This is a genomic window from Aquimarina litoralis (assembly GCF_019295435.1).
Classification (GTDB): Bacteria; Bacteroidota; Bacteroidia; order Flavobacteriales; family Flavobacteriaceae; genus Aquimarina; species Aquimarina litoralis_A.
In genome coordinates this window covers 21,887-46,926 of the sequence record NZ_WEKL01000011.1, presented here as the reverse complement: position 1 = coordinate 46,926, position 25,040 = coordinate 21,887, and the positions used below count along the sequence as shown (strand labels likewise).

General features: G+C 32.8%; 16 protein-coding genes. 9 read left to right on the top strand and 7 right to left on the bottom strand.

The features are described from left to right. Window positions 1–44 precede the first annotated feature (44 nt). The 3 genes from GBO31_RS08125 to GBO31_RS08115 all read right to left on the bottom strand — a co-directional run bounded on the left by GBO31_RS08125 (window position 45) and on the right by GBO31_RS08115 (window position 6,641). A complete protein-coding gene (locus GBO31_RS08125; protein ID WP_219007832.1) occupies window positions 45–1,583 on the bottom strand; it encodes a RagB/SusD family nutrient uptake outer membrane protein in 1,539 nt (512 codons plus the stop codon). Window positions 1,584–1,596: 13 nt separating this feature from the next. Continuing rightward, complete coding sequence (locus GBO31_RS08120; protein ID WP_219007831.1) at window positions 1,597–4,689, bottom strand: SusC/RagA family TonB-linked outer membrane protein; 3,093 nt, start codon at window positions 4,687–4,689, stop codon at window positions 1,597–1,599. Window positions 4,690–4,970: 281 nt separating this feature from the next. Beyond that, window positions 4,971–6,641 carry an alpha-glucosidase gene (locus tag GBO31_RS08115; RefSeq protein ID WP_219007830.1) on the bottom strand — a complete coding sequence of 557 codons (1,671 nt, stop codon included), beginning with the start codon at window positions 6,639–6,641 and terminating at the stop codon, window positions 4,971–4,973. A gap of 692 nt (window positions 6,642–7,333) precedes the next feature. On the opposite strand from GBO31_RS08115, the gene GBO31_RS08110 reads away from it, so the two are divergent. Together GBO31_RS08110 and GBO31_RS08105 are read left to right on the top strand one after the other, a co-directional pair. After that, the gene (locus tag GBO31_RS08110; protein ID WP_219007829.1) at window positions 7,334–8,365 is read left to right on the top strand and encodes a LacI family DNA-binding transcriptional regulator; all 1,032 of its coding nucleotides are present in this window, start codon (window positions 7,334–7,336) and stop codon (window positions 8,363–8,365) included. A 183-nt stretch (window positions 8,366–8,548) separates the two neighbouring features. After that, entirely contained in the window at window positions 8,549–10,597 is a 2,049-nt protein-coding gene (locus GBO31_RS08105; RefSeq protein WP_219007828.1) for a glycoside hydrolase family 65 protein, read from the top strand. A 2-nt stretch (window positions 10,598–10,599) separates the two neighbouring features. On the opposite strand, the gene GBO31_RS08100 is transcribed toward GBO31_RS08105, so the two are convergent. The 4 genes from GBO31_RS08100 to bglX form a co-directional block, all read right to left on the bottom strand. Continuing rightward, window positions 10,600–11,613 (bottom strand): LacI family DNA-binding transcriptional regulator, encoded by a 1,014-nt coding sequence (locus GBO31_RS08100; protein WP_219007827.1) that lies wholly within the window; start codon window positions 11,611–11,613, stop codon window positions 10,600–10,602. A gap of 21 nt (window positions 11,614–11,634) precedes the next feature. Further along, window positions 11,635–14,316, bottom strand: a complete 2,682-nt coding sequence (locus GBO31_RS08095) for a two-component regulator propeller domain-containing protein (RefSeq protein WP_219007826.1) — start codon at window positions 14,314–14,316, stop codon at window positions 11,635–11,637. Window positions 14,317–14,560: 244 nt separating this feature from the next. Next, window positions 14,561–16,888 (bottom strand): glycoside hydrolase family 3 N-terminal domain-containing protein, encoded by a 2,328-nt coding sequence (locus GBO31_RS08090; RefSeq protein ID WP_219007825.1) that lies wholly within the window; start codon window positions 16,886–16,888, stop codon window positions 14,561–14,563. Further along, window positions 16,889–19,183 carry a beta-glucosidase BglX gene (gene bglX / locus GBO31_RS08085; protein WP_343211292.1) on the bottom strand — a complete coding sequence of 765 codons (2,295 nt, stop codon included), beginning with the start codon at window positions 19,181–19,183 and terminating at the stop codon, window positions 16,889–16,891. Window positions 19,184–19,825: 642 nt separating this feature from the next. On the opposite strand from bglX, the gene GBO31_RS08080 reads away from it, so the two are divergent. The 7 genes from GBO31_RS08080 (at window position 19,826) to arsM (ending at window position 25,033) form a co-directional block, all read left to right on the top strand. Next, window positions 19,826–20,161, top strand: coding sequence for an arsenosugar biosynthesis-associated peroxidase-like protein (locus GBO31_RS08080; protein WP_219007824.1), 336 nt, complete (start codon window positions 19,826–19,828; stop codon window positions 20,159–20,161). 42 nt (window positions 20,162–20,203) lie between these two features. Next, window positions 20,204–21,259, top strand: a complete 1,056-nt coding sequence (gene arsS, locus GBO31_RS08075) for an arsenosugar biosynthesis radical SAM (seleno)protein ArsS (RefSeq protein WP_219007823.1) — start codon at window positions 20,204–20,206, stop codon at window positions 21,257–21,259. A 6-nt stretch (window positions 21,260–21,265) separates the two neighbouring features. Next, the gene (locus tag GBO31_RS08070; RefSeq protein ID WP_219007822.1) at window positions 21,266–21,958 is read left to right on the top strand and encodes a TIGR04282 family arsenosugar biosynthesis glycosyltransferase; all 693 of its coding nucleotides are present in this window, start codon (window positions 21,266–21,268) and stop codon (window positions 21,956–21,958) included. Window positions 21,959–22,098: 140 nt separating this feature from the next. Further along, window positions 22,099–22,599, top strand: coding sequence for a rhodanese-like domain-containing protein (locus tag GBO31_RS08065; protein WP_219007821.1), 501 nt, complete (start codon window positions 22,099–22,101; stop codon window positions 22,597–22,599). A 17-nt stretch (window positions 22,600–22,616) separates the two neighbouring features. Further along, window positions 22,617–23,213 (top strand): TIGR04282 family arsenosugar biosynthesis glycosyltransferase, encoded by a 597-nt coding sequence (locus GBO31_RS08060; RefSeq protein WP_219007820.1) that lies wholly within the window; start codon window positions 22,617–22,619, stop codon window positions 23,211–23,213. After that, complete coding sequence (locus GBO31_RS08055) at window positions 23,206–24,018, top strand: purine-nucleoside phosphorylase (RefSeq protein WP_219007819.1); 813 nt, start codon at window positions 23,206–23,208, stop codon at window positions 24,016–24,018. The genes GBO31_RS08060 and GBO31_RS08055 overlap by 8 nt, the downstream gene beginning before the upstream one ends. A 46-nt stretch (window positions 24,019–24,064) precedes the next feature. Next, window positions 24,065–25,033, top strand: a complete 969-nt coding sequence (gene arsM, locus GBO31_RS08050; RefSeq protein ID WP_219007818.1) for an arsenosugar biosynthesis arsenite methyltransferase ArsM — start codon at window positions 24,065–24,067, stop codon at window positions 25,031–25,033. Window positions 25,034–25,040 lie beyond the last annotated feature (7 nt).

The following is a 25,040-nucleotide window of genomic DNA, read 5'->3' as shown; positions in this document are numbered from 1 at the left end:
TTATTGAAGGGCTCTACTCTAACAAATCTTAGCAATTTAATATGTTAGTAACCAGGGTTTTGTGACAAATTAGGATTAGAGATAAGTGCTACCTGAGGGATAGGGAATAATACTCTAAATTCTTCGGTACTACTTTTAAGACCCCAAGTCTCTGTAAATTTACCAAAACGAATTTGGTCATTACGTCTCCAGAATTCTTTATACAACTCTCTTCCTCTTTCATCCAGAATATCTTGTTCTGTTAATGCTCCTAATGCATTGGAAGTATTTCTTATAGTTCTTAACTCATTTACCATTGCTAATGCATCATCTCCTGAAGCTCCACCTCTAAATATTGCTTCAGCTTTCATTAAATGAGCATCTGCATATCTAAATACAATTTCGTGGTTTGTAAAAGAACCATTATCTGGGTGATATTTGATAGTACGAATTCCTGTTCTTTCATCATTACCTAATAAACCTGGGAAATCTCTTGTAAATATAAGCGGTTGTCCTGGTCTATCTGTTAATGAAGCACCATTTTCATCGTACTGCTGTCCTACTAAGAAACCAAATCCAATACCTTGAAAAGATCCATCTGTAGGAACAAAACCTCTTCTTTCTTCTTGTCCACTACCTGGAACATTGGTGTTAGGATCACCCTCAAAAAGGTCATAAAATTCTGCTAAAGTAGACCAACCATTCCATCCACCTCCGTCATTACCTTCAGCGTTTTGATTATAGTGTAATCCATTCCATATTCTATTTCCAACACCTGTCTCTGCAAACCAAATAGTTTCGTTATCTACATCTTCCTTGAAAATATCAAAATATCCAGCTTGTAATGCAAAACCATCAGCGGCAATAGCATCAACTGCATTCACTACAGCTGTCATATCCGCTGCGTCTGGTGTACCTGATCCGTTATAAATATGTCTATTCAATAACACTTTTGCTAGTAAGTAATTCCCAGCTGCTCTAGAAGCTCTATTGGTAGAAGCACTAGGTCCCACAACTGGTAAATCAGGAATAGCCTCATTAAGGTCTGTAATCACGAAATCTAAAGCTTCTGCTCTTGTAAATACTCTTGGATCAATTTCTGGACCTTCATCTGGCTCCCTGAATGGTACTTGTCCGTACATATCCATAATCCAGAACATACTGAATGCTCTTAAAAATTTAGCCTGTGCTAATTGTGTAGCATCAGCACCACTTCTTGGATCAATAATCTCCGTAGTATTAAATACATTCGTATTTAGGTTATTCCAGTTATTCAATACAAATGGGTGAATCGAGCTCCAAGTGTGCTCATGTAGATTCCTCCATAATCCATTATCGCCCCAGTCAGTTCCTCTGGTAGGAACTAATAATTCATCAGAAGTTACTTCATTCAGAGCGTATAAATCTGCCTGATTTCCGATCTGACCATATAATGAATTATATACATTCGTAACTGCTGCATCTACATCTCCAACACCGGAAAATTCACCAGTTAGGTTTTCTATCACAGAATCTGTGGGTTCTATCTCCAAATCAGTACAGGAGACTAATAGCATTATTGAGAATAATGCCGATAATCCAAATTTAAATTTCTTTTCTTTCATAATCTTAATTTTTTTAAAAAGTTGCATTTAAACCAAATGTATAGGTTCTTGGTCTTGGAAAGGCTGTATAATCAATACCTGCAGTTGGTATACCATTTAATGGCGCACTTACACTAACTTCAGGATCTAACCCACTATAATCGGTAATAACGAAAAGGTTTTGTCCATTAGCAAAAAGTCGAAGACTTTTAAAAAGTCCATCTCCTGATAATGGCCAATTATATCCAATTGAAGCAGTTTGCAATCTTAAGAAATCTCCTTTTTCAAGGAAACGAGTAGAAACATCAGGAGCGTTAGCAGCAGATTCACCGTTTGTTAATACATCTACGGTAACATTTCTTCCTCCATTAATACTTCCTGCTGTAAAAAATGCATTGGCAGTATTGTTATAGATATAATGACCATACTGTCCTGCAAAATTTAATGCAGCATCCCAGTTTTTATAATTAAAACTAGTTGTAATACCAACGTTAAAATCAGGAAGTGCGCTTTTACCCACAAACTCTTGTATATCTCCATTAGGATAAATAGATTGTCCGTCTGCATCAAATCCTGCAAATTCTCTTAAGAAATAAGAAAACAATGGTTGATCTTCTGCCAATAACTGGGCAAATGCACCTGTAAGTCCCTGACCACTAATTTGTCCTGAAGGAATCTGATCATTAAAGTTTTGAAGTTCATTTTTATTGTAAGCAATATTAAATCCAAAATTCCAATTTAAATCTTCCTTTTGAATGATATCGTAATTTATAGCAAATTCCACCCCTTGGTTAATTACATTACCATCAATATTAGTAAAACTAAACGGTTGTGGCGTTGGTTGAGCATTTGCAGCACTTAACAATAAATCTTTGGTGTCTTTATGATAAAAATCTATTGTACCTGTTAAACGATCAGCAAAGAAACCAAAATCGATACCCACATTGGCCTGACTTGTTTCTTCCCATTTCAAATCATCATTAACAAAAGAAACCTGGCTTGTTCCAGGAGCGTTAATTACTCCATCTTGAGCAATACCACCTGGACTAAATCTACGTCTAATTGTGAAGTTACCAAATCCAAGTCCATCCTGATTTCCAGTAATACCATATCCAAGTCTTAATTTAAGAGTTGAGAATGCTTCTCCAACAAAATCTTCTTGATCTAACTTCCAAGCAAATGCTCCAGAAGGGAAATAACCATATTGATTATTAGGACCGAATCTAGAAGAACCATCCGCTCTAACTGTAGCCGTTATGATATATTTGTCTGCAATAGAGTAGATTCCTCTTACAAAATAAGATTGTAACTCATCTGTAAAATCAAATGTATCTCCTAATACTGAAGATACAGGAGTCAAAGGAGCAATTAATGCTTCTCCTTGTACTATATCTGGGAAAAGTCTATTAACAAAAGATCCATTAGGAGCTACTCCATATTGTTGGAATGACCCTTCTATGGAATTTTCAATCAAATCCGCGGAGATTTCAAGACTCTCTCCCATTCGATTTAAATCGGTTGTACCAAAACCAAAACCTTGAACAGTTCTACCTTTTCTTCCAAAATCTTGGTAAGAAAATCCTGCTAGTGCAGATAATTTAGAATTTCCAAACTCCTTTTCATAATTAATGGTGATTTCCATCAATCTATTCTCAACATCAATATCATTTAGTGTTCCTCGCCCATTACCAGGAGCACCATTATTGAAACCTGTTATATTTCCAGATAACACATTAATAGCCGTAGATTCGGAGTTATCATATCCTAAATTAACCTTTGCACTTAACTCTGGCGTAATTGCATATTCTGCAGAAAAATTAACAAGATATCTATTTGTTTTTGTCTCGTTTTGGCTAAAATTTAATAATGCTAAGGGATTAATAAAGGATCCACCAGGAACAAAGCCTGTAGATGCTGGCCATGTAGGATTTGCAGAATACGCTGCTCCTAATAAATCTCCCTGAAAACCAGCATTATTTGTAATTGGTGGCGCTTCATCATTTACTCTTGATAAGGTACCTTGAAGATTTAATTTTAATTTATTATTAAAAAATCTATGAGTAGCATTAATTCTTCCAGTAATTCTTTCTAAGGAACTTTTTTCAACAACACCAAATTGTTTCCCATACCCAAAAGAAGCTCTTACATTTCCATTTTGATAATTATGAGAATACGACAAACTATGGTTAGAAGAAGTCGCTTTTCTTGTTATTTCATCTTGCCAATCAGTATTCGCTCCAAAATCTTGTGCAGAAACATTTCCTCCAAACTGATCGATTGCTGCTAAATACTGTTGTCTATTTAATAAATCAAATTCTTCAGCAGGTTTAGCAATACTAATAGTTGAGGAATATTCAAATACACCTTTTGGCGCTCCTCTACCCGCTTTGGTTGTTATAATAACAACTCCATTTGCACCTCTTGATCCATATATTGCAGTAGCGGAAGCATCTTTAAGGATACTTACACTTTCTATATCATTTGGATTTAAGAAATTAAGAGGGTTTCTTGCAGAACTAGTTCCAATACCCAAATCACTACCTCCGGCGGCAGTATCATCTCCAGCTAATGGAACTCCATCAACCACAAATAATGGATTATTATTAGATCTAACAGATGTTGTACCTCTAATTCTTAATGCTACCCCTGCTCCAGGTTCACCACTAGYCTGAGTAATTTGCACCCCAGCAGTTTTACCTTGAATAAGTTGTTCTGGTGAAGCTATGGAACCAGCATTAAAATCCTCGGAAGTTACTACAGCTACAGAACCTGTTGCATCTTTTATGGATTGTGTTCCATAACCAATAACAACAACAGCTTCCAATTCTGCGGCATTTTCTTCCATGGTAACGTTAATAGTAGTTCTACCACTAACTTCGACGGCCTTCGTCTGGAAACCAACATAGCTAAAAATCAATGTTGCATCTTCAGGCACGTTGTTTAGTGTGTAGTTTCCATCAAAATCGGAAACTGCCCCATTTGAAGTCCCCCTAACAAGGACATTTACCCCAGGAACTGGACCATTTGCATCGGAAATCACCCCTGTAACCGTGATTTGTGCAAACATCAGATTCCCTGAAATAAATACTAAAAGAAACATGAGTTTTTTAAGTATCATACTTTTCATAATTTAGAGTTTGATTAAATTTAAATATTTAGTTGTTAATTATTACTACGTTTATCGTTAAAAAAATAAATTTTATTTAAAGTTTTAAGTAACAGGGGCATCTTAGTCTTACTAGAACAATCGACACTTAGCAACTAGAATTTATATCTAAATAAAAAGTTACAATATTAAAACGCCCCTATGTTACCTCTTATGAAGGAGTCGCTATCAGAAAAACTCCTTCGCTAACAAACAAAAACTAATTTCACTTTCTATTCGATTCATATTTGTTTAAAATTAAATTATCCAACATCAAGGATTAAACCTTGATATGGCTTAAGAATTACTTTATCCTCTTTGGTGGCAATATCATTATAGTTATTGACAAGAACTTTATATTCTTCAGTCATAGTTAAAGAACTAATTTCCTGATTTAATTCAGTGAAATTAAGAGCAACGATTATTGACTTTTTTGCTAAGCTCTTTTTGTAGATATATAAATTTTGATTATCAAACTCTATTTCTTCAAAATCCCCAAAAACAAATACATCGTATTGCTTTCTAATCTTTAATAGATTCCTATAAAAGTTTAAGATGGAATTCTCGTCTTTATCTTGATATTGCACATTTATTTTATCACTGTTAGGGTTCACCCTTAACCAAGGTTCTTTTATAGAAAAACCTCCATTTATTTCATCATTCCATTGCACTGGTGTTCTTGCATTATCCCTACCTTCCTTGTTAATCATTTCTAATGCAACCTCCTTGCTAAACTTTTGGTTCTCTAAATTTTCATTATAAAAATTTAAAGATTGAACATCTTTTACCTCATTAATGGTTTCTAAAGAAATATTTGTCATTCCGATTTCATCACCTTGATAAATATTTAAAGTACCATTTTGAGTTGACAACATTGTTATAAGCATCTTTGCTGACTCTACATGAAACTCTTTATCATTACCAAATCTGGAAACCATTCTAGCAAAATCATGATTCCCCATGGCGTTAGCAATCCATCCTGAATTATGAATTGCATCTCTCCACTTTTTAAAGATTCTTTTCATCTGCACTAGATCAAAAGGGGAAACTTCTTCAAATTTTCCATTTACAATTGTACATTCCAGAATATCAAAATGGTACAACATATCTAGTTCCTTTCTATCAGTATTTACATATAATCCTGCATTATCTTCATTAATTCCTACTCCTTCAGCTAAGGAAAAGGCATCATATTTACTGATTACCTTTTCTGTCATTTCTTTTAAATATTTATGCACCGTAGGACCATTGGCATATACCTGCTCTATAATTTTTCTAAAACCCACATTCGGAGCATTAGGATATCCAATAGGTTTCGATATCAATGGAATTACGTCCATTCTAAATCCATCAACTCCTTTATTCAACCAAAATCGCATCGCATCATAAATCTCCTCTCGAACTTTAGGATTTTCCCAATTCAAATCTGGTTGCTTCTTTGTAAAAAGATGCAAATAATACTCGCCAGTATTTTCGTCCAATTCCCATGCACTGCCTCCAAAAAAAGACATCCAATTATTAGGAGGCCCTCCATCTTTTGCTGGCTTATGCCAATGAAAGTAATCTCTAAAAGGGTTGTCTTTTGATTTTCTTGCTTCTTCAAACCATTTATGCTCATCAGAACAATGATTTGCAACAAGATCTAATATAAGTTTCATACCCCTATCATGAATGCCTTTCAGCAGCTCATCAAAATCATCCATTGAACCAAACTCTGGCATGATAGCGCAATAATCACTAATATCATATCCATTATCATCATTTGGCGAACTAAAAATTGGACTTAACCAGATTATATCAACATGCAAACTTTGTATGTAATCCAATTTTTCAATAATCCCTCTTAAGTCACCAATACCATCATTATTACTATCATTAAAACTTCGAGGGTATATCTGATAGATCGTTCCTTTTTTAAACCAAGTTAATTTCACCTAATTATTTTTTGTTTTTAAACAAGCTCTTTATATTACTTCAAATCATTTTGATTCTATACAACTGAAATCTTCAAAAACATACAAAACAACCAATTCGATAAAAAAACAGTTAAAATATATTAGTATTGATATTTATTACACCATTTGATTACCAAAACTACAATATTATTTATATAGAATTTCTAAAATCTAAATCTTTACATTACCTTAACAAACTAAACTTAACCATTTACAAAACATTATAATGACTTGTTTTTTAGATACTTAACCCACTTCATTAAATTATCAAATTCAATAATAAATAAAGAAATCAATCGATTAAGTATAGATTTTATATAGACAAAGGCTTAACAATTTTCTATACATTTAAGAAAAAATTACCAATAAACTTCTTATCAAACCTGTTTTGAATTTCTCTAAAAAATACATGCTTTAATTTTATTTATTATAAATTAGCGTAGGTAGTTCAAATACAAAATTTGTATGTTTATTTTGGGGAAGGTTGTATAAATCAAAAGTTTAAACATGTATTTATTTGAAAACTTTTGAATTTTATATATGAATACAAAGTACATAACAATTGATCTCCCGAGAAAGTAAATCTGTTATTAAAAATAATACAAACGTTTGTATTATTGTATTTTTAGCAAAATAAGAGATTTGTTGATAATTTTTTAATACTAATTTTAATGAGTTTTAAAAAAAGAAGGGTTAAACTTGAGGATATCGCAAGAAAACTTAATATTTCTATTGCAACCGTATCTCGAGCTCTTGATAAAAATCCTAGGGTCAAAAGAAGCACACAAGAAAAAGTTTTTATAACGGCAAAAGAGATGGGTTACATGCCTAATCAAATTGCAAAAAGCTTAAGTTCTGGGAAGACACATATTATTGGCGTTCTCATTCCTAGATATGATGAACCTTTTTTTATTGAGGTTTGCAGAGGAATTGACCAGTATGCTCGTAATCATAACTATAAAATATTGATAAGTTCTTCTAGAAATTCATATGAATTTGAAAAAGAAAACCTTATTTCATTTGAAAGAGGGCTTGTTGATGGTATTATATTATCACCAACACATGAAACCGAAAATGTTGCCCATTTAAAAGATCTAATTGGTAAAGGAATGCCTATGGTTCTGTTTGATAACATAAGAGAAGAAGTTTCTGGTGCGGATCATGTGATGATCGATGATGAGAAAGCTTCTTTTCAGGCAGTAGAGTTTTTAATTCAAAAAGGAAAGAGAAAAATTGCTTTTATAGGCGGTATTAAACAAAAAAAAGTATTTCAAGACAGGTTTAAAGGATATATAGCTGCTTTGGATCGACACAACATCATTTATGATGAACGACTAGTATTACATTGTAATTCTCTCGATAGAGAGTTCGAAGACAAAGAAATATTAAGTTTCTTTAAAAACTTAAAAATTAATCCTGATGCTGTTTTTACATGCACTGATAATTATGGATTATTAACCATGAAAACCCTATTAAAAACTGGAAAAAAAATCCCTCAAGAAGTTGCAGTAATAGGTTTTGGAGATTTAGGTCTTGGTGAAGTATTTGTACCTACATTAACTTGTGTTTCACAGCCCAGTTTTGAAATGGGACAAAAAGCTGCAGAACTCCTCATCAAACAGCTAAACGAACCTGAAGATAGTATTCACAAAAAAACTATTGTAAAGTTAAATACCCAATTAATTGAACGAGAAAGCACCTAAGAAAACAGTTTCAGTTACTACATAATTTTTATCAAATTCTTAATTTTTAACAAAAAAAGATAATACAAACGCTTACATTTCTTCAACATATTGTATTATTTCTATTTTAAAAATTTGTTTACTACCTTGTGTAAACTATCTATTATCAGACATCTACATTTTATTTCACAAAATCTCTTAATTATGTTATCAAAGAATATAAGTTCTTGGCTTTCATTATCTATGTGCTTTTTCACTATCATCACTGCACTAGCACAAAAAGATGGATGGACATTAACCACAACCAACAATCAAAACTATACAGGAGTGGTCTCTGCTAATGGAAGAATTGGTATTTTACCATCTTCTAATATATTAGAAACTGATAAAATCATACTGAATAACGTTTATGATAAAGAATCTCCTCTTGGAGTAAGCAGAATCTTGTTAGGAATGAATTTCGGAAATCTTGATCTGTTCATTGATGGCACCAAATTGGATAATAATAACATTAGCAATTGGAAACAAACCTTAAACATGAAGGAGGCTAGCTTTACGACCTCTTTCTCCTTTAAATCAATAGCCGAAATTTCTTACACGATCTATGCACTTAGAAATGTACCATACTCTGGGTACATAGATTTTGAGATCAAAGCAAACCAAAATATCGATCTTAAAGTAGTAGGAAAAATACAAACTCCAGAAGAATACTTACAACCATTAAGTACTTTTAGAGTTCTTAAAGATTTAGAAACTACAATGCCCATTTTACAAACCGTTGCAAAAAGCAGATTGGGTAGACATACAGTTGGTACATCGGCAACATTTATATGGCATGATATTAACTCTACAAGAGAAAATCAACGTCCCGAATTAATCCATAATAAGGTTTCCGAATACAACAATCATCTATCTTTTGAAAAAAAGGTTTCCAAAGGAGAAAATTACCAATTCGCCTGGACTGCAGCTCAATGCTCCACTCAAGATTTCTTCGACCCACAAAGTGAAAGCGAACGTTTCGTAATTTTTAATTTATTGACCCCAAGAAAAGATTTATTAAATCAGCATAAAAAATTATGGAGTGATTTATGGAAGGGAGACATCATCATCGAAGGAGATCTACAGTCTCAATTGGATGTTCGACTAGCTTTATATCATTTATATGCATTCTCCAGAGGTGATTCTGATCTTAGTATTGCACCTATGGGGTTAAGCTCTCAAAACTATAATGGACATATTTTCTGGGATACGGAATTATGGATGTATCCACCGCTGTTAGTTCTTAATCAAGACATTGCACGTTCTTTAGTTAACTATAGGTCTGATCGACTTGATGTTGCAAAAAGAAAAGCGATTAATTTTGGATATAAAGGAGCTATGTTTCCTTGGGAAAGTGATGATACTGGAGAGGAAGCTACCCCTGCATGGGCTTTGACAGGAACGTTTGAACATCATATAACTGCCGATATCGGAATAGCTTTCTGGAATTATTACAGGGTAACAAAGAATAAAAAATGGTTGCAGGAAAGAGGTTATCCATTATTAAAAGAAGTTGCAGATTATTGGGTTAGTAGATCTACTAAAAATTCCGATGGATCTTATTCTATTAAAAATGTAGTAGGTGCTAATGAGTTTGCCCCTAATGTAGATGATAACGCATTTACTAATGGATCTGCTATTACTTGCTTACAATATGCAACCCTAGCCGCAACCGAAATTGGTATCTCTCCAAATAAATCCTGGAATGAAGTAGCAGATAAAATCATCATTCATAAGTTTAAAGACGGAACTACAAAAGAACATCGTGATTACTCTGGAGATAGAATAAAACAAGCAGATGTTAACCTATTATCATATCCTCTAGATATTATTACTGACAAGGAGACAATTTTAAAAGATTTGGCGTATTACGAACCAAAACTTGCAAAAGAAGGTCCCGCTATGGCACAAAGTGTATTTGCAGTCATCTATGCACGTCTAGGTGATGCAGAAAATGCTTTTCGACTTTTTAAAAGAAGTTATGAACCAAATAAAAGACCTCCTTTTGGAGCACTTGCAGAAGCAGCTACAAGTAACAATCCTTATTTTGCTACAGGAGCAGGAGGAATGTTACAAACGGTAATCTTTGGTTTTGGCGGATTACATCTAACTGATAACGGTATCATTCAGAAAAAACCAATACTACCTTCTGCTTGGAAAAAACTTACAATTACTGGAGTTGGGACAGAAAATAAGACTTATGTAATCGAATAAATTTAATTTGTAGAATCTCTAAGTATTAATGAAGTTTTTACAATTTCTGTACTTGTCTTATAACTGGTTTCTTCGGTATTTGATAATCTATCTAATAGTATTCTTGCTGCCCTAGATCCCAAATCTTCCGCATGCTGAGAAACTGTCGTTAATTTAGGATAAGAATGCTTAGATAATATTCCATCAGTAAAACCAATTACCGAAATATCTTTTGGTATTTTGTATCCTAATTTATTTGCCATATTAATAGCAACCGCAGCAGCTGTTTCGTCTAGACCAAGCACTGCATCTATTTCATTATTCTTAAGAAAGGATTCTATATCCTTTTCTTCCAATTCTATATCTTTTATAGGCAATTCGATAAGAGACACCCCTTCATTTCTAGCCACTTCTTCGTGAGCTCCTTCCAACCTTAACCTCCCAACACTTAAATCAAAAATAGTAGAAATAATAGCTATTTTTCTGCAACCTGTTTTGATCAGATGTTGTACAGCAGTTTTCGAAGCATCCTTATCATCCACAATAACCTTATCACAATCCACTTCTGTACTTACACGATCAAACATAATAAGTGGCACATTATCTCTTTTTAAATCTTTGAGATGATCTAATTTATTAAGCATCTGAGTTTCCTTACTTAATGCTAAAATAAATCCATCAACACTACTATAATTGAGCATTTCTACGTATTCCACTTCTTTTTTATAAGACTCATTGGTGATACAAGTAACTATCTTATAACCATTTTGTGAAGCTTCTTGTTCAATCCCAAAAAGGACTTTAGCATAAAAATGATTAAGAATTTCTGGCAATAACACACCTATAGTATTTGTTTTATTGCTTTTTAAACTTACCGCAAGAGCGTTTGGTTTGTAATTGTAGAAGTTAGCTAATTCATGAACCCTATTAATCGTTTTTTGACTTATTTCGGAATCATTCTTCAATGACTTAGAAACAGTTGAAATGGATAGGTTCAATTCTTTTGCAAGCTGTTTTAGGGTAACCTTTTTCCTCATGACGGTGTGATTAGAAATTCCTTATTTAAGACTTATAAGAATATTAGTCAAATTATCTTTGGAATCTAAATTAAGCTTTTTTCTTAACCTATGCCTGCTTACATCGACACTTTGTGAACTTATTCCTAATAGCGGTGCAATTTCTTTGGAGGAGAGATTCATTTTTAGATATGCACATAACCTTAAATCCTTAGAAGTAAGATTGGGATAATTTTTCGAAAGTTTTTCGTAAAATTCTTGATGAGACTTATCAAAATTAATCTCGAATAGTTTGCTCTCTTTATCCGTAATATAATAATCTACCAATCTTACCAATTCATTATAGCTATTAGTAGGTAACTTTTGGTCAGAAGAATCTTGTACCTTTACTATCTTATCTCTGATCTTTTTAAGAATTTTATTTTTATTGAGATTCACATAGGCAATTTGAGTAAGTTCTCTACTTTTAGCCTTGATCTCGTCTTGTAGTTTTGAATTATTCAATTCAATGATCTTATGTTCCTGTTCAAGCTTTTGGGCTCTATGCTCTTCTTCCTGCTTTTTTAGTCTTCTTGCCTTTTCTTCAAGCAAAATTCTTTCTTGTTTTTTCATCTTATATCGATTAATCCCTCTTACAGAAATAATCAATACCAAAAACAAAAGAAGATATATCATGTATGCCCAATGCGTTCTATATATTGGAGGTTTTATACTAAAATTAAATGTTCCTTCTCTATACTCTCCATTGTATTTTGCTCTTACTTTAAATGTATAATCTCCTTCTTTGAGGTTATATAATGTTTGTTTAGTAGTCGTAGTTTCATTACTCCATTCACCATCATTTAGACTGGTTTGATATTCTATTTCTTGTCCGTAAATGGGTAATGCATAATTAATTCTAAGATCATTATCGGAAAATGCTATTTTAGCTCCAGAATCATATGAATTTCCATTATTTACAGAAACGAAGTTCCTAATTAAAATATCACTCTTAATACTTTCCGTAATGGTATTCTTATTTTTAGAATACATTGCAAAACCGTTAAAAACAGGAATCACCTTATTTGAATCACTTAAAGAAAAAACATTTAAAACATCTGGTACTAATTGATCTTTTAGCTCATGCAGTACCATCAAATTCTGTGAGTTTTCTACCGCGATTTTATCATTGCTGACGTACCAAGTCTCATCTCCTTTTTTGAAAATTTTAGGAGCATACCCTTGATTTGTTCCAATTTCTTCTTTTGTAAAAGAACTGGTACTATTAGAATATGTATAAGCATGATAATTTGAGGTTATAACAATATTACCATTAATCATTGAAAGAGATATTCTATCTCCATCAAATTCGGTTACCGAATAGAATGCTAGTTTTTTTAGCTTTTTTTCGACATAGTCTAATTCAAACTTAAATACTCCATTACTATGAAGCGCAACCCAAATATGATTTTCTTTATCTACTTCTAAATATCTTCCAGACTTTTCAAAACCAGCAAGTTTATATCCTTCCCATTGCCCTTCTTTCTTTTGGTACAATGATATTCCATTATAATTTCCGGATACTATCGCATTTTCACCTTCTGAAAGCCTATATTTTCTAAAATTCCAAGCTCCTAAGTCCTCTCCCATTCGAGTCAACTCTTTACCTTGCAATTCATAAGCACCTTTATCATGACCAACATAAACATCTCCATTTACTTTTTCTATATTCCAAACCTGACCGTTCAATAATAATTCAAAATCATTATTAGAATCTGAAACATCAGCATTACCTACGTAAAGTCCTTGATTTGTTCCAAGGTATGATAGGTTTTGATCTTTAACTACGGCATACGTTGTACCTAATTCCCCAAAATAATCGTAGTAATAGGTAAGCGGTGAGTTTAATTTCACATGATCTACTCCATAATCAAGTGCCAACCATAGATTATCTTCATAATCCTGATAAATAGACAATATAGTGTTGTTTTGCAGTCCGTTTCTTTTATTGATATTACGGGTTTCTCCTGTATTAAGATCTAAAATATACAATCCATTAGAAACTGTACCTAGAGCAATTCTATCATCATTAAGCTTAAGAAAAGAGAATATTTGTGCTTTTTGGACTTCTTCAGACACTGTAAAATTAATCGGAAAAAGTTTACCTTCTACAACTTTATAAAGTCCTTTAGTATCCGTTATAACGATTAAATCATCCTCTATTTTAGTTACACCAACGATATTTTCATTTAAGTTCGGATCACTTATTACAGGTATTAAATTTGTTTCTTGAAGTTTAAAAACCCCATATTTTAAATCGTTTACATATATATCATTATCAATACTATAACTCCATTTGAAGCGATATGGAGCTGGAATTTTAGTTATAATATTCCCTTGATTTACGTATAAATTTCTAAAAGTTTGAAAAACGATCTCATTGTTGATAAAATGCGTTCTCCAATATTCCTCAATATCAGCTGCTACATCTTTTTTATTGTTTCTTAATGGCTGAACTTTATAGCCCTCATAGCCATTTTTAATTAACATCCCATGATGTTCATCTGCACCAAAGTAAATTGTATCTTTATTCTTAACAAAAAGACTTCTATTTACCATTTCTGGATTTGTATCCACAGATGTCCAATCAGTACCATCAAAAATTAAAACTTGATTCCCATTTGCTATATACACAAGTCCATTCTCATCTTGCTTAACATCCCAAGATTGCGCATTAAACCCCATGTTTTTAGTATCATAATGGGTTATTTTGGGTAGTGTTTTACTCTTTATCGATTGAGAAAAAACCGAGAATGATAAAAAATAAAATATAATAAAAAGACGATACATTGGATGAGTTTTTACATAAGTAGGCTTATCAAATATACCATTAAAATCTTAACATACCTTATTTACTCTTTGTTTATAAGATATCAATAAGGTATGCTATACTTTCATATCATTAAAATACGGATAATGATTATTTATATTATTTAAGCCTAATTTTTTTCTTTAGATCACCAATAGTAATTTCAAAATCTCCTGGTTCGGCAATTGTCTCTAGTGCATCGTTTACAAAAGATAATTCTTCTTTTGTAATTTTAAATGAGACTACTTTAGACTCTCCTTCATTCAATTCAATTTTCTCATATCCTTTTAAAGCTCTAACTTCTGGAGTTATACTAGCATATAGGTCACTGATAAAAAGTAATACAGCCTCTTTTCCTTTTCTATTTCCAGTATTGGCGACTTTCACAGAAACATCAATAGAACCATCTTGTGTCATTTCATCAGCGCTTATAGATAAGTCGCTATACTCAAAGCTTGTATAAGATAGTCCATCACCGAATTCATACTGCTGGTCATAATCTGCATCATAGTAATTAGGAATTGAAATATTATCTGAATGCTTATGATTATAATTCACTAATGCATGCGGATGTTTAGGATAATTTATAGGCAACCTTCCTGAAGGATTTTCTATACCAAACAATAAGTCACCTAAAGCATCTGCTCCATGATTACCAGGCAAATACCCCATAAAAACAGCATCTACCAAAGGCTCTATTTCATTAAAAATTATTGGTCTTCCTTCTAGCAATACAAGTATAATCTTTTTACCAGTTTTTGCTAAAGCTTTGGTTAATTCAATTTGATCTTTTGGTAATACAATGGAATTCGTATTACCTGGAGTTTCTGTATATGAATTCTCTCCTAAGCATAACAAAATCACATCAGATTGTTTTGCCGCTTTTACCGCGGCATCAATATTCTTTTTATCTTCAAAAACAACTTCTTTTAGCGTACTACTATCAACACTGTTGTTTTCTTTAAACGAAACTCCTTGAACAAAAGTGGCATTTCCCATACCTACTAATGCTTCAGCAATTGTATTTTTATCTTTGGCATAATTATCGGCTTCACTACCTTGCCAATTATAAGACCAACCTCCATTTAATGATCTCATTGTATTCGCAGTAGGTCCTGTCACCAAGATTTTTGTCCCTTTTTCAAGTGGTAAAATATTACTCGTGTTTTTCAGCAACGTAAAAGATTCTAAGGCAGCTTTTTTACTTACAGCTGCAAATTTATCAGATCCAAAATCTGGGTAATTTTTAGGATCTGTAACTGGATTTTCGAACAATCCTAATTGCATCTTTACTCTTAATATTCTAGTAACTGCGCTATTAATTCTTTCTTCAGAGACACTACCTTCATTTACTAGTTCTACCAAAAGTTCTGCAAATTCAAAATCATGTGGTACCATGCTCATATCTATACCCGCATTTACCGACATTCTAATTGCATCTTTGATAGTTTCTGCAACTTTATGTCTTGTGTGCAGATAATTAATATCGGCCCAATCAGTTACTGCTAGACCTTTAAATCCGAGTTCACCTCGAAGCACATCAGTTAATAGAAATTTACTGGCATGTACTGGAACTCCATTTATTTCTCCAGAATTAATCATTAACGTCACCGATCCTGCATCTACTGCCGCTTTAAATGCCGGTAAAAAATATTGTCTTAATTCCCTTTCTGGAATCCAAGCAGGTGTACGATCTTTACCAGATAATGGAACACTATATCCTAAATAATGTTTCATACAAGAAGCTACGGTATAAGGATCTCCGAGATTTCCTTGATAACCTTCTACCATTGCCACACCCATCGTTTTGCCTAAATACACATCCTCACCAAAAGTTTCCCATAACCTTGGCCATAGAGGGTTTCTACCCAATCCTAACACTGGTGAAAAATTCCAAGGAATAGAGGAAGCTCGTGTTTCATAAGCAGAAATTTTAGCTACTTCTTTTACTAAATCTTTATTAAACGTGGCAGCAAGTGCAATCTGCTGAGGAAATAACGTTGCTCCTGTAGTATAATTAACTCCATGAATAGCATCTATACCGTAGATAATAGGAATTTGCCTTGGAGTCTTAGCAGCCTCATCTTGAAATATTTTAATAGTTTTATACCAATCTTGTCTTGATAAAGGAACTCCTGGTGTATTAAGTATAGAACCTACTTTATAAGTGTGAATCGCCTTATGAACTAACACAGAATCTAATTCATAAGGCTGAGCTGAGCTATATTGATTATCTCCTTTAGTAACTACATCTAAAGTAATCTGAGTCATTTGCCCTACTTTCTCTTCCAATGTCATTTCTGAAAGCAATTTGGAAACTTTTTTATCTATTTCTGTATTCATAGAAGGTTCTTCAGTGATTACTTTATTACTTTCTTCTTCAGGTGATTTAGAATTACAACTTACTACTAAAACAACAAGTGCTATTATATATATTTTACGCATCATTTATTTTTTAAAAGAAAAACTACTTTCTAATTCAGTTTTTGAACTACCCCCAACAAAAACTTTAAAATCTCCTGGTTCTGCTTCCCACTTCTTATTTGCAGTATAAAAGTGAATTGTTTTTTCGTCAATTGTAAAAGTTACTGTCTTACTTTCTTGTGGATTTAATTCTATCATTTGAAATCCTTTCAATTCTTTTACAGGACGTGTTAAACTACCAATAAGATCTCTGGTATATAATTGCACCACTTCTTTTCCTTTCACCTTACCATCATTTTTCACTGTAACTGAAACCGTTATCTTGCCTCCAGAACTAAATGTTGGAGCACTCAGCTTCAAATCTTTATATGTAAAATTAGTATAGCTTAGACCATGTCCAAAAGGAAATAAAGCATCGTTCTTTTCATCGGTATAATGAGACCAAAACACCATTCCATCTTGATTTACGGGTCTTCCAGTATTTTTTATATTGTAATACAATGGCACTTGACCACCATGTCTCGGAAACGATACTGGTAATTTACCGGAAGGATTATAATCCCCAAATAACACATCGGCAATAGCACTTCCTGAAGCTGATCCCAGATGCCAAGTTTCTAGAATTGCAGGAGCTTTTTCAGCAACATCAGAAATAGCCATCGGACGACCATTCATTAATACAACTACAATATTTTTGTTCACAGCATATATGGCATCGAATAGTTTTTGTTGAGGCGCTGTCAACTCAATACTTACTTGACTTCTAGCTTCACCAGATTGAAAAGCTTCTTCTCCTAAAGCCAAAACCACAACTTCTGCATCTTTAGCTACATTAACTGCATTTTCAATACCATCGAAATTATCTCTGTTTACCTTCAGACTTCTTACAAAACTGCGTTCTCCCACTCCGATTTCAACACCCTTTGCATGGGAAACTTTTACAGAACTCGCCACAGCTGACTTAATACCTTCTAATAATGACACTGCAGAATTAGGTGTTGCCATTCCTCTCCAACTTCCAATTGGAGTATCTTTATCATCAGCAAGAGACCCTATAACTGCAATACTTTTTACGTTTTTCTGTAATGGTAATATGTTTTTATCATTCTTTAATAATACGATTGACTTTTTAGCAACATCCCTAGCAACTTCTAAATGTTCTTTAGTATAGATATCCTTCTTCTCTCTTTCCTCATTACTATATCTAAAAGGATCATCAAATAAACCTAATTCAAATTTCACTTTTAAAATACGTCTAGCAGCATCTTCAATAAGTTTTTCGTCTACTTTTCCTTCTTTTACTAATTTTTCTAAACCTACCTCATATGCTCTTCCTTCCATATCCATATCGTTTCCTGCATGGATTGCTATATCCGCTGCATGCGTTCTATCTTTTGCATATCCGTGAAAAATCATTTCAGCAATTGACGCCCAATCAGAAACTATAAAACCATCCCAGTTCCATGTATTTTTCAAAATATCTCTTTGTAAACCTTTATGACCTGTTGCTGGTATTCCATCAATTTCATTGAAAGAACTCATCATGGATGCTACACCAGCGTCAACTGCCGCTTTAAAGGGAGGCAACACCGTATTATGTAATTCATATTCTCCGATACTTACTGTATTATAATCTCTTCCTCCTTCAGCAAAACCATATGCAGCAAAATGCTTAGCACACGCTGCTAACGTATTTTCTTTAGACAAATCATCTCCCTGAAAGCCTTGAATTCTTGCTACAGCAATTTTTGAAGCTAAAAACGGGTCTTCTCCAGCTCCTTCCATTACTCTTCCCCATCGAGCATCTCTAGAAATATCCATCATTGGACCAAAAGCCCAATTAATACCAGATGCAGTGGCTTCTTTAGCAGCAATAGCAGATGATTTTTTGATAGCCTCTAAATCCCAACTGGCACTTTCTCCGAGCGGAATAGGGAAAATTGTTTTAAAACCATGAATTACATCATATCCGAACAACAATGGAATTTTTAATCTTGAGTTTTCCATTACTGTTTTTTGCAATTCTTTAGTACCCGCTACAGAAGTAGCGTTTAACATAGCACCAACTTCTCCATTTCTTAATTTTTCATATTTTTCTTTGTTGCCCACATCAGAAGGTGGTCCTGTCACATCCCAACTACCATTGTATAATACTAATTGACCTATTTTTTCCTTTAATGTCATTAAGGATATAACAGAATCAACTTTCTTCTCAATATTTTTACTTTGAGAAAAACCTTGTATTGGAGCACTTAGTATTAAACCCAATAGAATTATGGTGCAAATACTATTTTTACTATATTCATTTATAAATCTCACCTATCTTATTTTTTAGTTACAACAAATAAATTTACCTTACTTACTTTCTTAATCTTTATCAGTCTTATTTTTTTAAAATTAGTAAATAAACACTTTAGATTTTTAGTTAGAAATATTGATAAAGCTACAACATTACATTCTAATTTGTGCTAATTAAGCTATCTTAACATTATCAATACATTTGAAATTAATAATTTCAAAAACACTCATATAAATCAAAAAAAACCACTGTTAATCAACAAATTGACATGTTAAATTGTTAAAATAATAGAAAGTTATCAGGAGTCAAAAACAAAAGCTAATAAAGATTAAATAAATATATTACAACAAATTGGTTTAGCTATTATAATTAACAATGCAACATTAGTTTTAGCTATAAAAAACATTTTTTATCTTAACATTTGTGATAAAACTTGTTTATACACTGAAAACCATAATGAAATTTAATACCGTATATTTTTTCTGTATTTTGCAATTGAAATAAGGTATAGTTTTGATAAAAAAACTTAAATAATTAACATTCATTTTTATTTTATCTCCATATTGCTGATTTTAGTCATTATTAATAATTTATAAATTTATTGTAAGTTTTAATCTTTGCATTACGACCAACAATAACATTTGTTTTAAAACAACTCTTATATGTCTAAAACATATTATGATCCTTCGGATCTCAGAAAATTTGGAAAAATAACCGAATGGAGTGAAGAACTTGGAACCAAATTCTTTGATTATTACGGAAAAGTTTTTGAAGATGGTGCTCTAAGTGCTAGAGAAAAATCTTTAATAGCGCTTGCTGTTTCTCACGTAGTAAAATGTCCTTACTGTATTGATGCTTATACAAAAGATGGTCTCCAAAAAGGAATTACAAAAGAGGAAATGATGGAAGCTGTTCACGCTGGTGCAGCTATAGAAAGTGGTGCTACATTGGTACATGGAGTACAAATGATGAATAAATACGAAAAATTGTCGATGTAATTTAATGCAAAGCTATAGCGACAATTTTAATACATATATTTTATGGCTACTAAGTCACTGAAAAAAAGAAATAACGAATTAGCAGATTCACACAGGCAATTAGAAATACTGAACAACGGTATTTTTGCTAATGGAGAATTACCCAAATTTGCAGATAAAATTGCAGAAATTGGTAAAAATCCTTTGCGCCCTAATAAGCTTGAAATACTACAGATCAATGTAGGGTATATGTGTAACCAAGTTTGTGAGCATTGTCATGTAGATGCAGGTCCTGATCGTAAAGAGATTATGACTAAGGAAACAATGATGCAATGCTTAGATGTGATTAGAAAGACAGGAGCGCATACTTTAGATCTGACTGGTGGTGCTCCAGAAATGAATCCTAATTTTAGATGGTTTGTTGAAGAAGCCAGTAAAGCTGGAATTAAGGATTTTATAGTACGCAGTAATTTAACCATCATTAGAGCAAACAAAAAGTACTATGATTTGCCAGATTTTTTCAAAAAGCATAATGTTCACGTGGTTTCCTCAATGCCACACTGGACAAGAGGAAAAACAGACAAACAACGTGGAGATGGAGTTTTTGATAAATCAATAAAAGCACTTCAAGAGTTAAACGAGCGAGGATATGGAATGCCTGATAGCGACTTACGATTGGACTTGGTATATAATCCTTCTGGTGCTTTTTTACCAGGTGATCAAGCCTCTATGGAAAAAGATTTTAAAAAAGCATTACTAGAAGATTTTGGAATTCACTTTCATAATTTGTTTGCAATTACTAATTTACCGATTAGTAGATTTTTGGATTACTTAATTGCTTCTGAGAATTATGAGGATTATATGTATGCTTTGGTAGAAGCATACAATCCTGCAGCTGTAGAGAATGTAATGTGCACAAACACCATTTCTATAAGCTGGGATGGATGGCTTTATGATTGCGATTTTAATCAAATGTTAGATCTTAAAGTAGCAAGTAAAGTGAAACACATTAGTGAATACAATGAAGAATTACTTCAAAATCGAAATATTATAATTTCCCAACATTGTTATGGTTGTACTGCTGGTGCAGGAAGTAGCTGTCAGGGAACTGTTGCGTAAATCAAAATGAAGTTAAAAACTGCCATACTAGTTTTTGCGAACTCCTCAAAACAGGAGGTTCTTAATAAACCTATTTTTGGTGGTGACAGACTTTTTTCGGCACTTAACAAAGCTACTCTTAAGGTTGTAAAAAGCACCGGAATTCCATTTTTTGTTTATACCGAAAAAGACCAAATTGGAAATAGTTTTGGTGAACGTTTTGTAAATGCTCTTCAAGCTACGTATGATCAAGGATTTGAAAATGTAATCACCATAGGTAATGATACTCCACATCTAAGAAAACAACACTTAATAGAAAGTGTAAAGCAACTCGAAAACAAAAACTTTGTCTTAGGTCCATCTGCTGATGGTGGGTTTTACTTAATGGGATTACACAAATCTCAATTCAATAGAAATACGTTTCTGAAACTCCCTTGGCAATCTAAAAACCTAGCTAAGAGCGTTTCACTGCTAATTAAAACTTCAAAAATTGAAGTTGCACAGCTTGAAACTTTATTTGATATCGATACCCTTGAAGATTTACATGTTATTGCTAAGTTGAGTAATAACATTTCTATGCTTCTTAGGAAAATTATCCAAAGTATACTAAGTATCCGTGTTGATATATCCAAACATAGGGGTATTATCAAAAACACATATCAACAAAATTCCTTCTACAATAAAGGTTCTCCTCTTCTTATAGAAAATATTGAGTGCTAATCTACTCATACCATACCATTCTCATTTAAACATTCAGAATAAAACTATTTTTAAAAAAGTAGTTAATTATCAGCAACTATTTTGGTTGAGATGAATCAATCCTTTTTGATATCCCTATAAATTAGGTTAATTATCATTATATGAAGAAAGCAATTTTCAAACTTATTGTTATACTTTTTCCTTTTATTGGAATCGGTCAAGATTCCCTAAATGAATTATTGGAACAGTATAATACTGAAAGTATTCCTTACATCACTGTAAAGGAATTAGAGCCTATCAAAAATGATATTATTCTATTTGATGCTCGAGAACTTGTAGAATATCAAACCAGTCATTTAAAAGGTGCTCTTCATGTAGGGTATGATCATTTTGATGTCAATAAAATAGTTGAACAGAATATCCCAAAAGAATCAAAAATCGTAGTTTACTGTAGTTTGGGCATACGTTCCGAAGATATTTCTGAAAAGCTAAAAGAGATAGGTTATACAAACGTATACAATCTGTATGGTGGAATTTTCGAATGGAAAAATGAAGACAATGAAGTAGTAGATACTAACGACAAAGAAACAAATAAAGTACATGCATTTTCCAAAGAATGGGGAAAATGGTTACTTAAAGGAAAAAAAGTATATAAAAAGTGAAAGAAAAAAGTCTACTAATGATTTTTACCCGAAATCCTGAATTGGGTAAATGTAAAACAAGATTAGCAGCTACCATTGGTAATCAAGCTGCCCTAGAAGTCTATCAAATCCTGTTAGACCACACAGTGAGTATTACGAAAAACTTGACCATRGCAAAAGAAGTACACTACTCCGTACAAGTTAGAGAAAATGATATTTGGGATAATGATATCTATCATAAAAGGTTACAAAATGGTGAAGATCTTGGTTATCGAATGAAAAATGCCTTTCAAGATGGCTTTAATAATGGATATACTAATATTATCATTATAGGAAGCGACATGTATGATCTAAACCAAGAAGACATTGAAAATGCTTTTAGAGCACTCAAAGATCATGACTATGTTATAGGACCTGCAACTGATGGCGGATACTACTTACTAGGAATGAAAGCTATGAACTCTAAAGTTTTCCAAAACAAAAATTGGGGAACTAACACTGTACTTAAAAATACATTAAACGATTTACAACAAACCAATATAAAATTACTGGAAGAACGAAACGATGTTGACTATTATGAAGATATAAAAGACATCTCGGCCTTTCAACACCTATTAAGTTATCAAAATGATTAAATACATCAAGGAAACAACAGAGTACTTACAAGAAAAAGGATTTGAAAACCCAGAAATAGGGATCATCTTAGGAACAGGATTAGGGCAACTACTTAATGAAATTGAAGTGCTAAAAGAAGTAAGCTATAATCATATCCCAAATTTTCCAACAGCTACAGTAGAATTCCATAAAGGGAAATTAATTTATGGAAACCTAGAAGGTAAAAAGGTGGTTGTTATGCAAGGACGTTTTCATTTATATGAAGGATATTCTCTTCAGGATGTTACCTATCCTGTTCGAATTATGCAGAAACTAGGTATCAAAACCTTATTGGTTTCTAACGCTTCTGGTGCCATCAATTTAGATTTCAAAAAAGGAGAATTAATGCTAATTGATGACCATATTAATCTTCAAGGTGGATCCCCACTTGCTTTTAAAGGAGTAGAACAGTTAGGAACCCGTTTTACCGATATGAGTGCTCCTTATGATGTAGATCTTAATCATCAATTGGAAGCCATTGCAAAGGAAAATAATATCACTTTGCATAAAGGTGTATATGCTTCAGTAGTTGGACCACAACTAGAAACACGTGCAGAATATAGATACCTTAAGATAATCGGCGCAGATGCTGTTGGAATGAGCACTGTTCCTGAAATTATTGTAGCCAATCACTTAAATCTAAAAGTAGCAGCAGTTTCTGTACTTACTGATGAATGTGATCCTGATAATTTGCAACCTGTGGATATAGATGAAATTATTGCTATGGCAGGAAAAGCAGAACCAGAAATGATTCTATTGTTTAAAGAACTAATAAAATCTTTATAACAGAATAAGATAAACCCCATTTAATAGTAAAACGAAAGTATAAAATATGAGTTATTTAGAAACCACACACGATGTATATAAAGAGGCAGCATTAACACCAGATGTTGGATTATGTTGTACCACCAACCCTATTTGGGAATTACCAGGACTAAAAATTCCAAAAATAATGCAGGAAATGAATTATGGATGTGGAAGTACGGTAAATGCCAGAGATCTTACCAATAATCCAAAGATTCTATATGTTGGTGTTGGTGGAGGAATGGAATTATTGCAATTTTCCTATTTCTCACGTCAAAAAAATGGTGTTATAGGTGTAGATGTAGTTCAAGAAATGCTAGAAGCCTCTCACAAAAATTTCAAAGAAGCAGAAGAGCAAAATGATTGGTTCAAAAGTGAATTTGTGGATCTTCGATTTGGTGATGCGCTAAACCTTCCTGTTGAGGACAATAGTATCGATGTTGCGGCTCAAAATTGTCTATTCAATATTTTTAAAGAAGAAGATCTTAAGAAAGCTATTGAAGAAATGTACCGAGTTTTAAAACCTCATGGAAGATTGGTAATGAGTGATCCTACTTGTGAACAACCTATGAATGAAACGCTTAGAAATGACGAACGATTAAGAGCTTTATGTTTAAGTGGTAGTCTTCCGATTGCGGATTATGTAAAAGCACTTACTGATGTTGGTTTTGGAACAATTGAGATTAGAGCTCGTAAACCCTATCGTATTTTGGACCCAAAAAATTATGAAACAGACGAATTAATCTATATAGAATCCATTGAAGTTGCAGCTATCAAAGATCCAATGCCAGAAGATGGTCCTTGTATATTTACTGGTAAAGCTGCAATTTATTTTGGAGATGAAGATTACTTTGATGACAAAAAAGGACATGTTTTACTAAAAAATCAACCATTAGCTGTATGTGATAAAACCGCAGCAGCTTTGGGAGATCTAGGAAGAGATGATATCTACATAAGCGAATCCACCTTCCATTATGATGGCGGCGGATGTTGCTAAATTTATT

Coding starts and splice junctions, on each gene's coding strand:
- GBO31_RS08125 (WP_219007832.1), bottom strand. CDS start 1,583: ATGAAAGAAAAGAAATTTAAATTTGGATTATCGGCATTATTCTCAATA.
- GBO31_RS08110 (WP_219007829.1), top strand. CDS start 7,334: ATGAGTTTTAAAAAAAGAAGGGTTAAACTTGAGGATATCGCAAGAAAA.
- GBO31_RS08105 (WP_219007828.1), top strand. CDS start 8,549: ATGTTATCAAAGAATATAAGTTCTTGGCTTTCATTATCTATGTGCTTT.
- GBO31_RS08100 (WP_219007827.1), bottom strand. CDS start 11,613: ATGAGGAAAAAGGTTACCCTAAAACAGCTTGCAAAAGAATTGAACCTA.
- GBO31_RS08095 (WP_219007826.1), bottom strand. CDS start 14,316: ATGGGGTTTAATGCGCAATCTTGGGATGTTAAGCAAGATGAGAATGGA.
- GBO31_RS08090 (WP_219007825.1), bottom strand. CDS start 16,888: ATGATGCGTAAAATATATATAATAGCACTTGTTGTTTTAGTAGTAAGT.
- GBO31_RS08080 (WP_219007824.1), top strand. CDS start 19,826: ATGTCTAAAACATATTATGATCCTTCGGATCTCAGAAAATTTGGAAAA.
- arsS (WP_219007823.1), top strand. CDS start 20,204: ATGGCTACTAAGTCACTGAAAAAAAGAAATAACGAATTAGCAGATTCA.
- GBO31_RS08070 (WP_219007822.1), top strand. CDS start 21,266: ATGAAGTTAAAAACTGCCATACTAGTTTTTGCGAACTCCTCAAAACAG.
- GBO31_RS08065 (WP_219007821.1), top strand. CDS start 22,099: ATGAAGAAAGCAATTTTCAAACTTATTGTTATACTTTTTCCTTTTATT.
- GBO31_RS08055 (WP_219007819.1), top strand. CDS start 23,206: ATGATTAAATACATCAAGGAAACAACAGAGTACTTACAAGAAAAAGGA.
- arsM (WP_219007818.1), top strand. CDS start 24,065: ATGAGTTATTTAGAAACCACACACGATGTATATAAAGAGGCAGCATTA.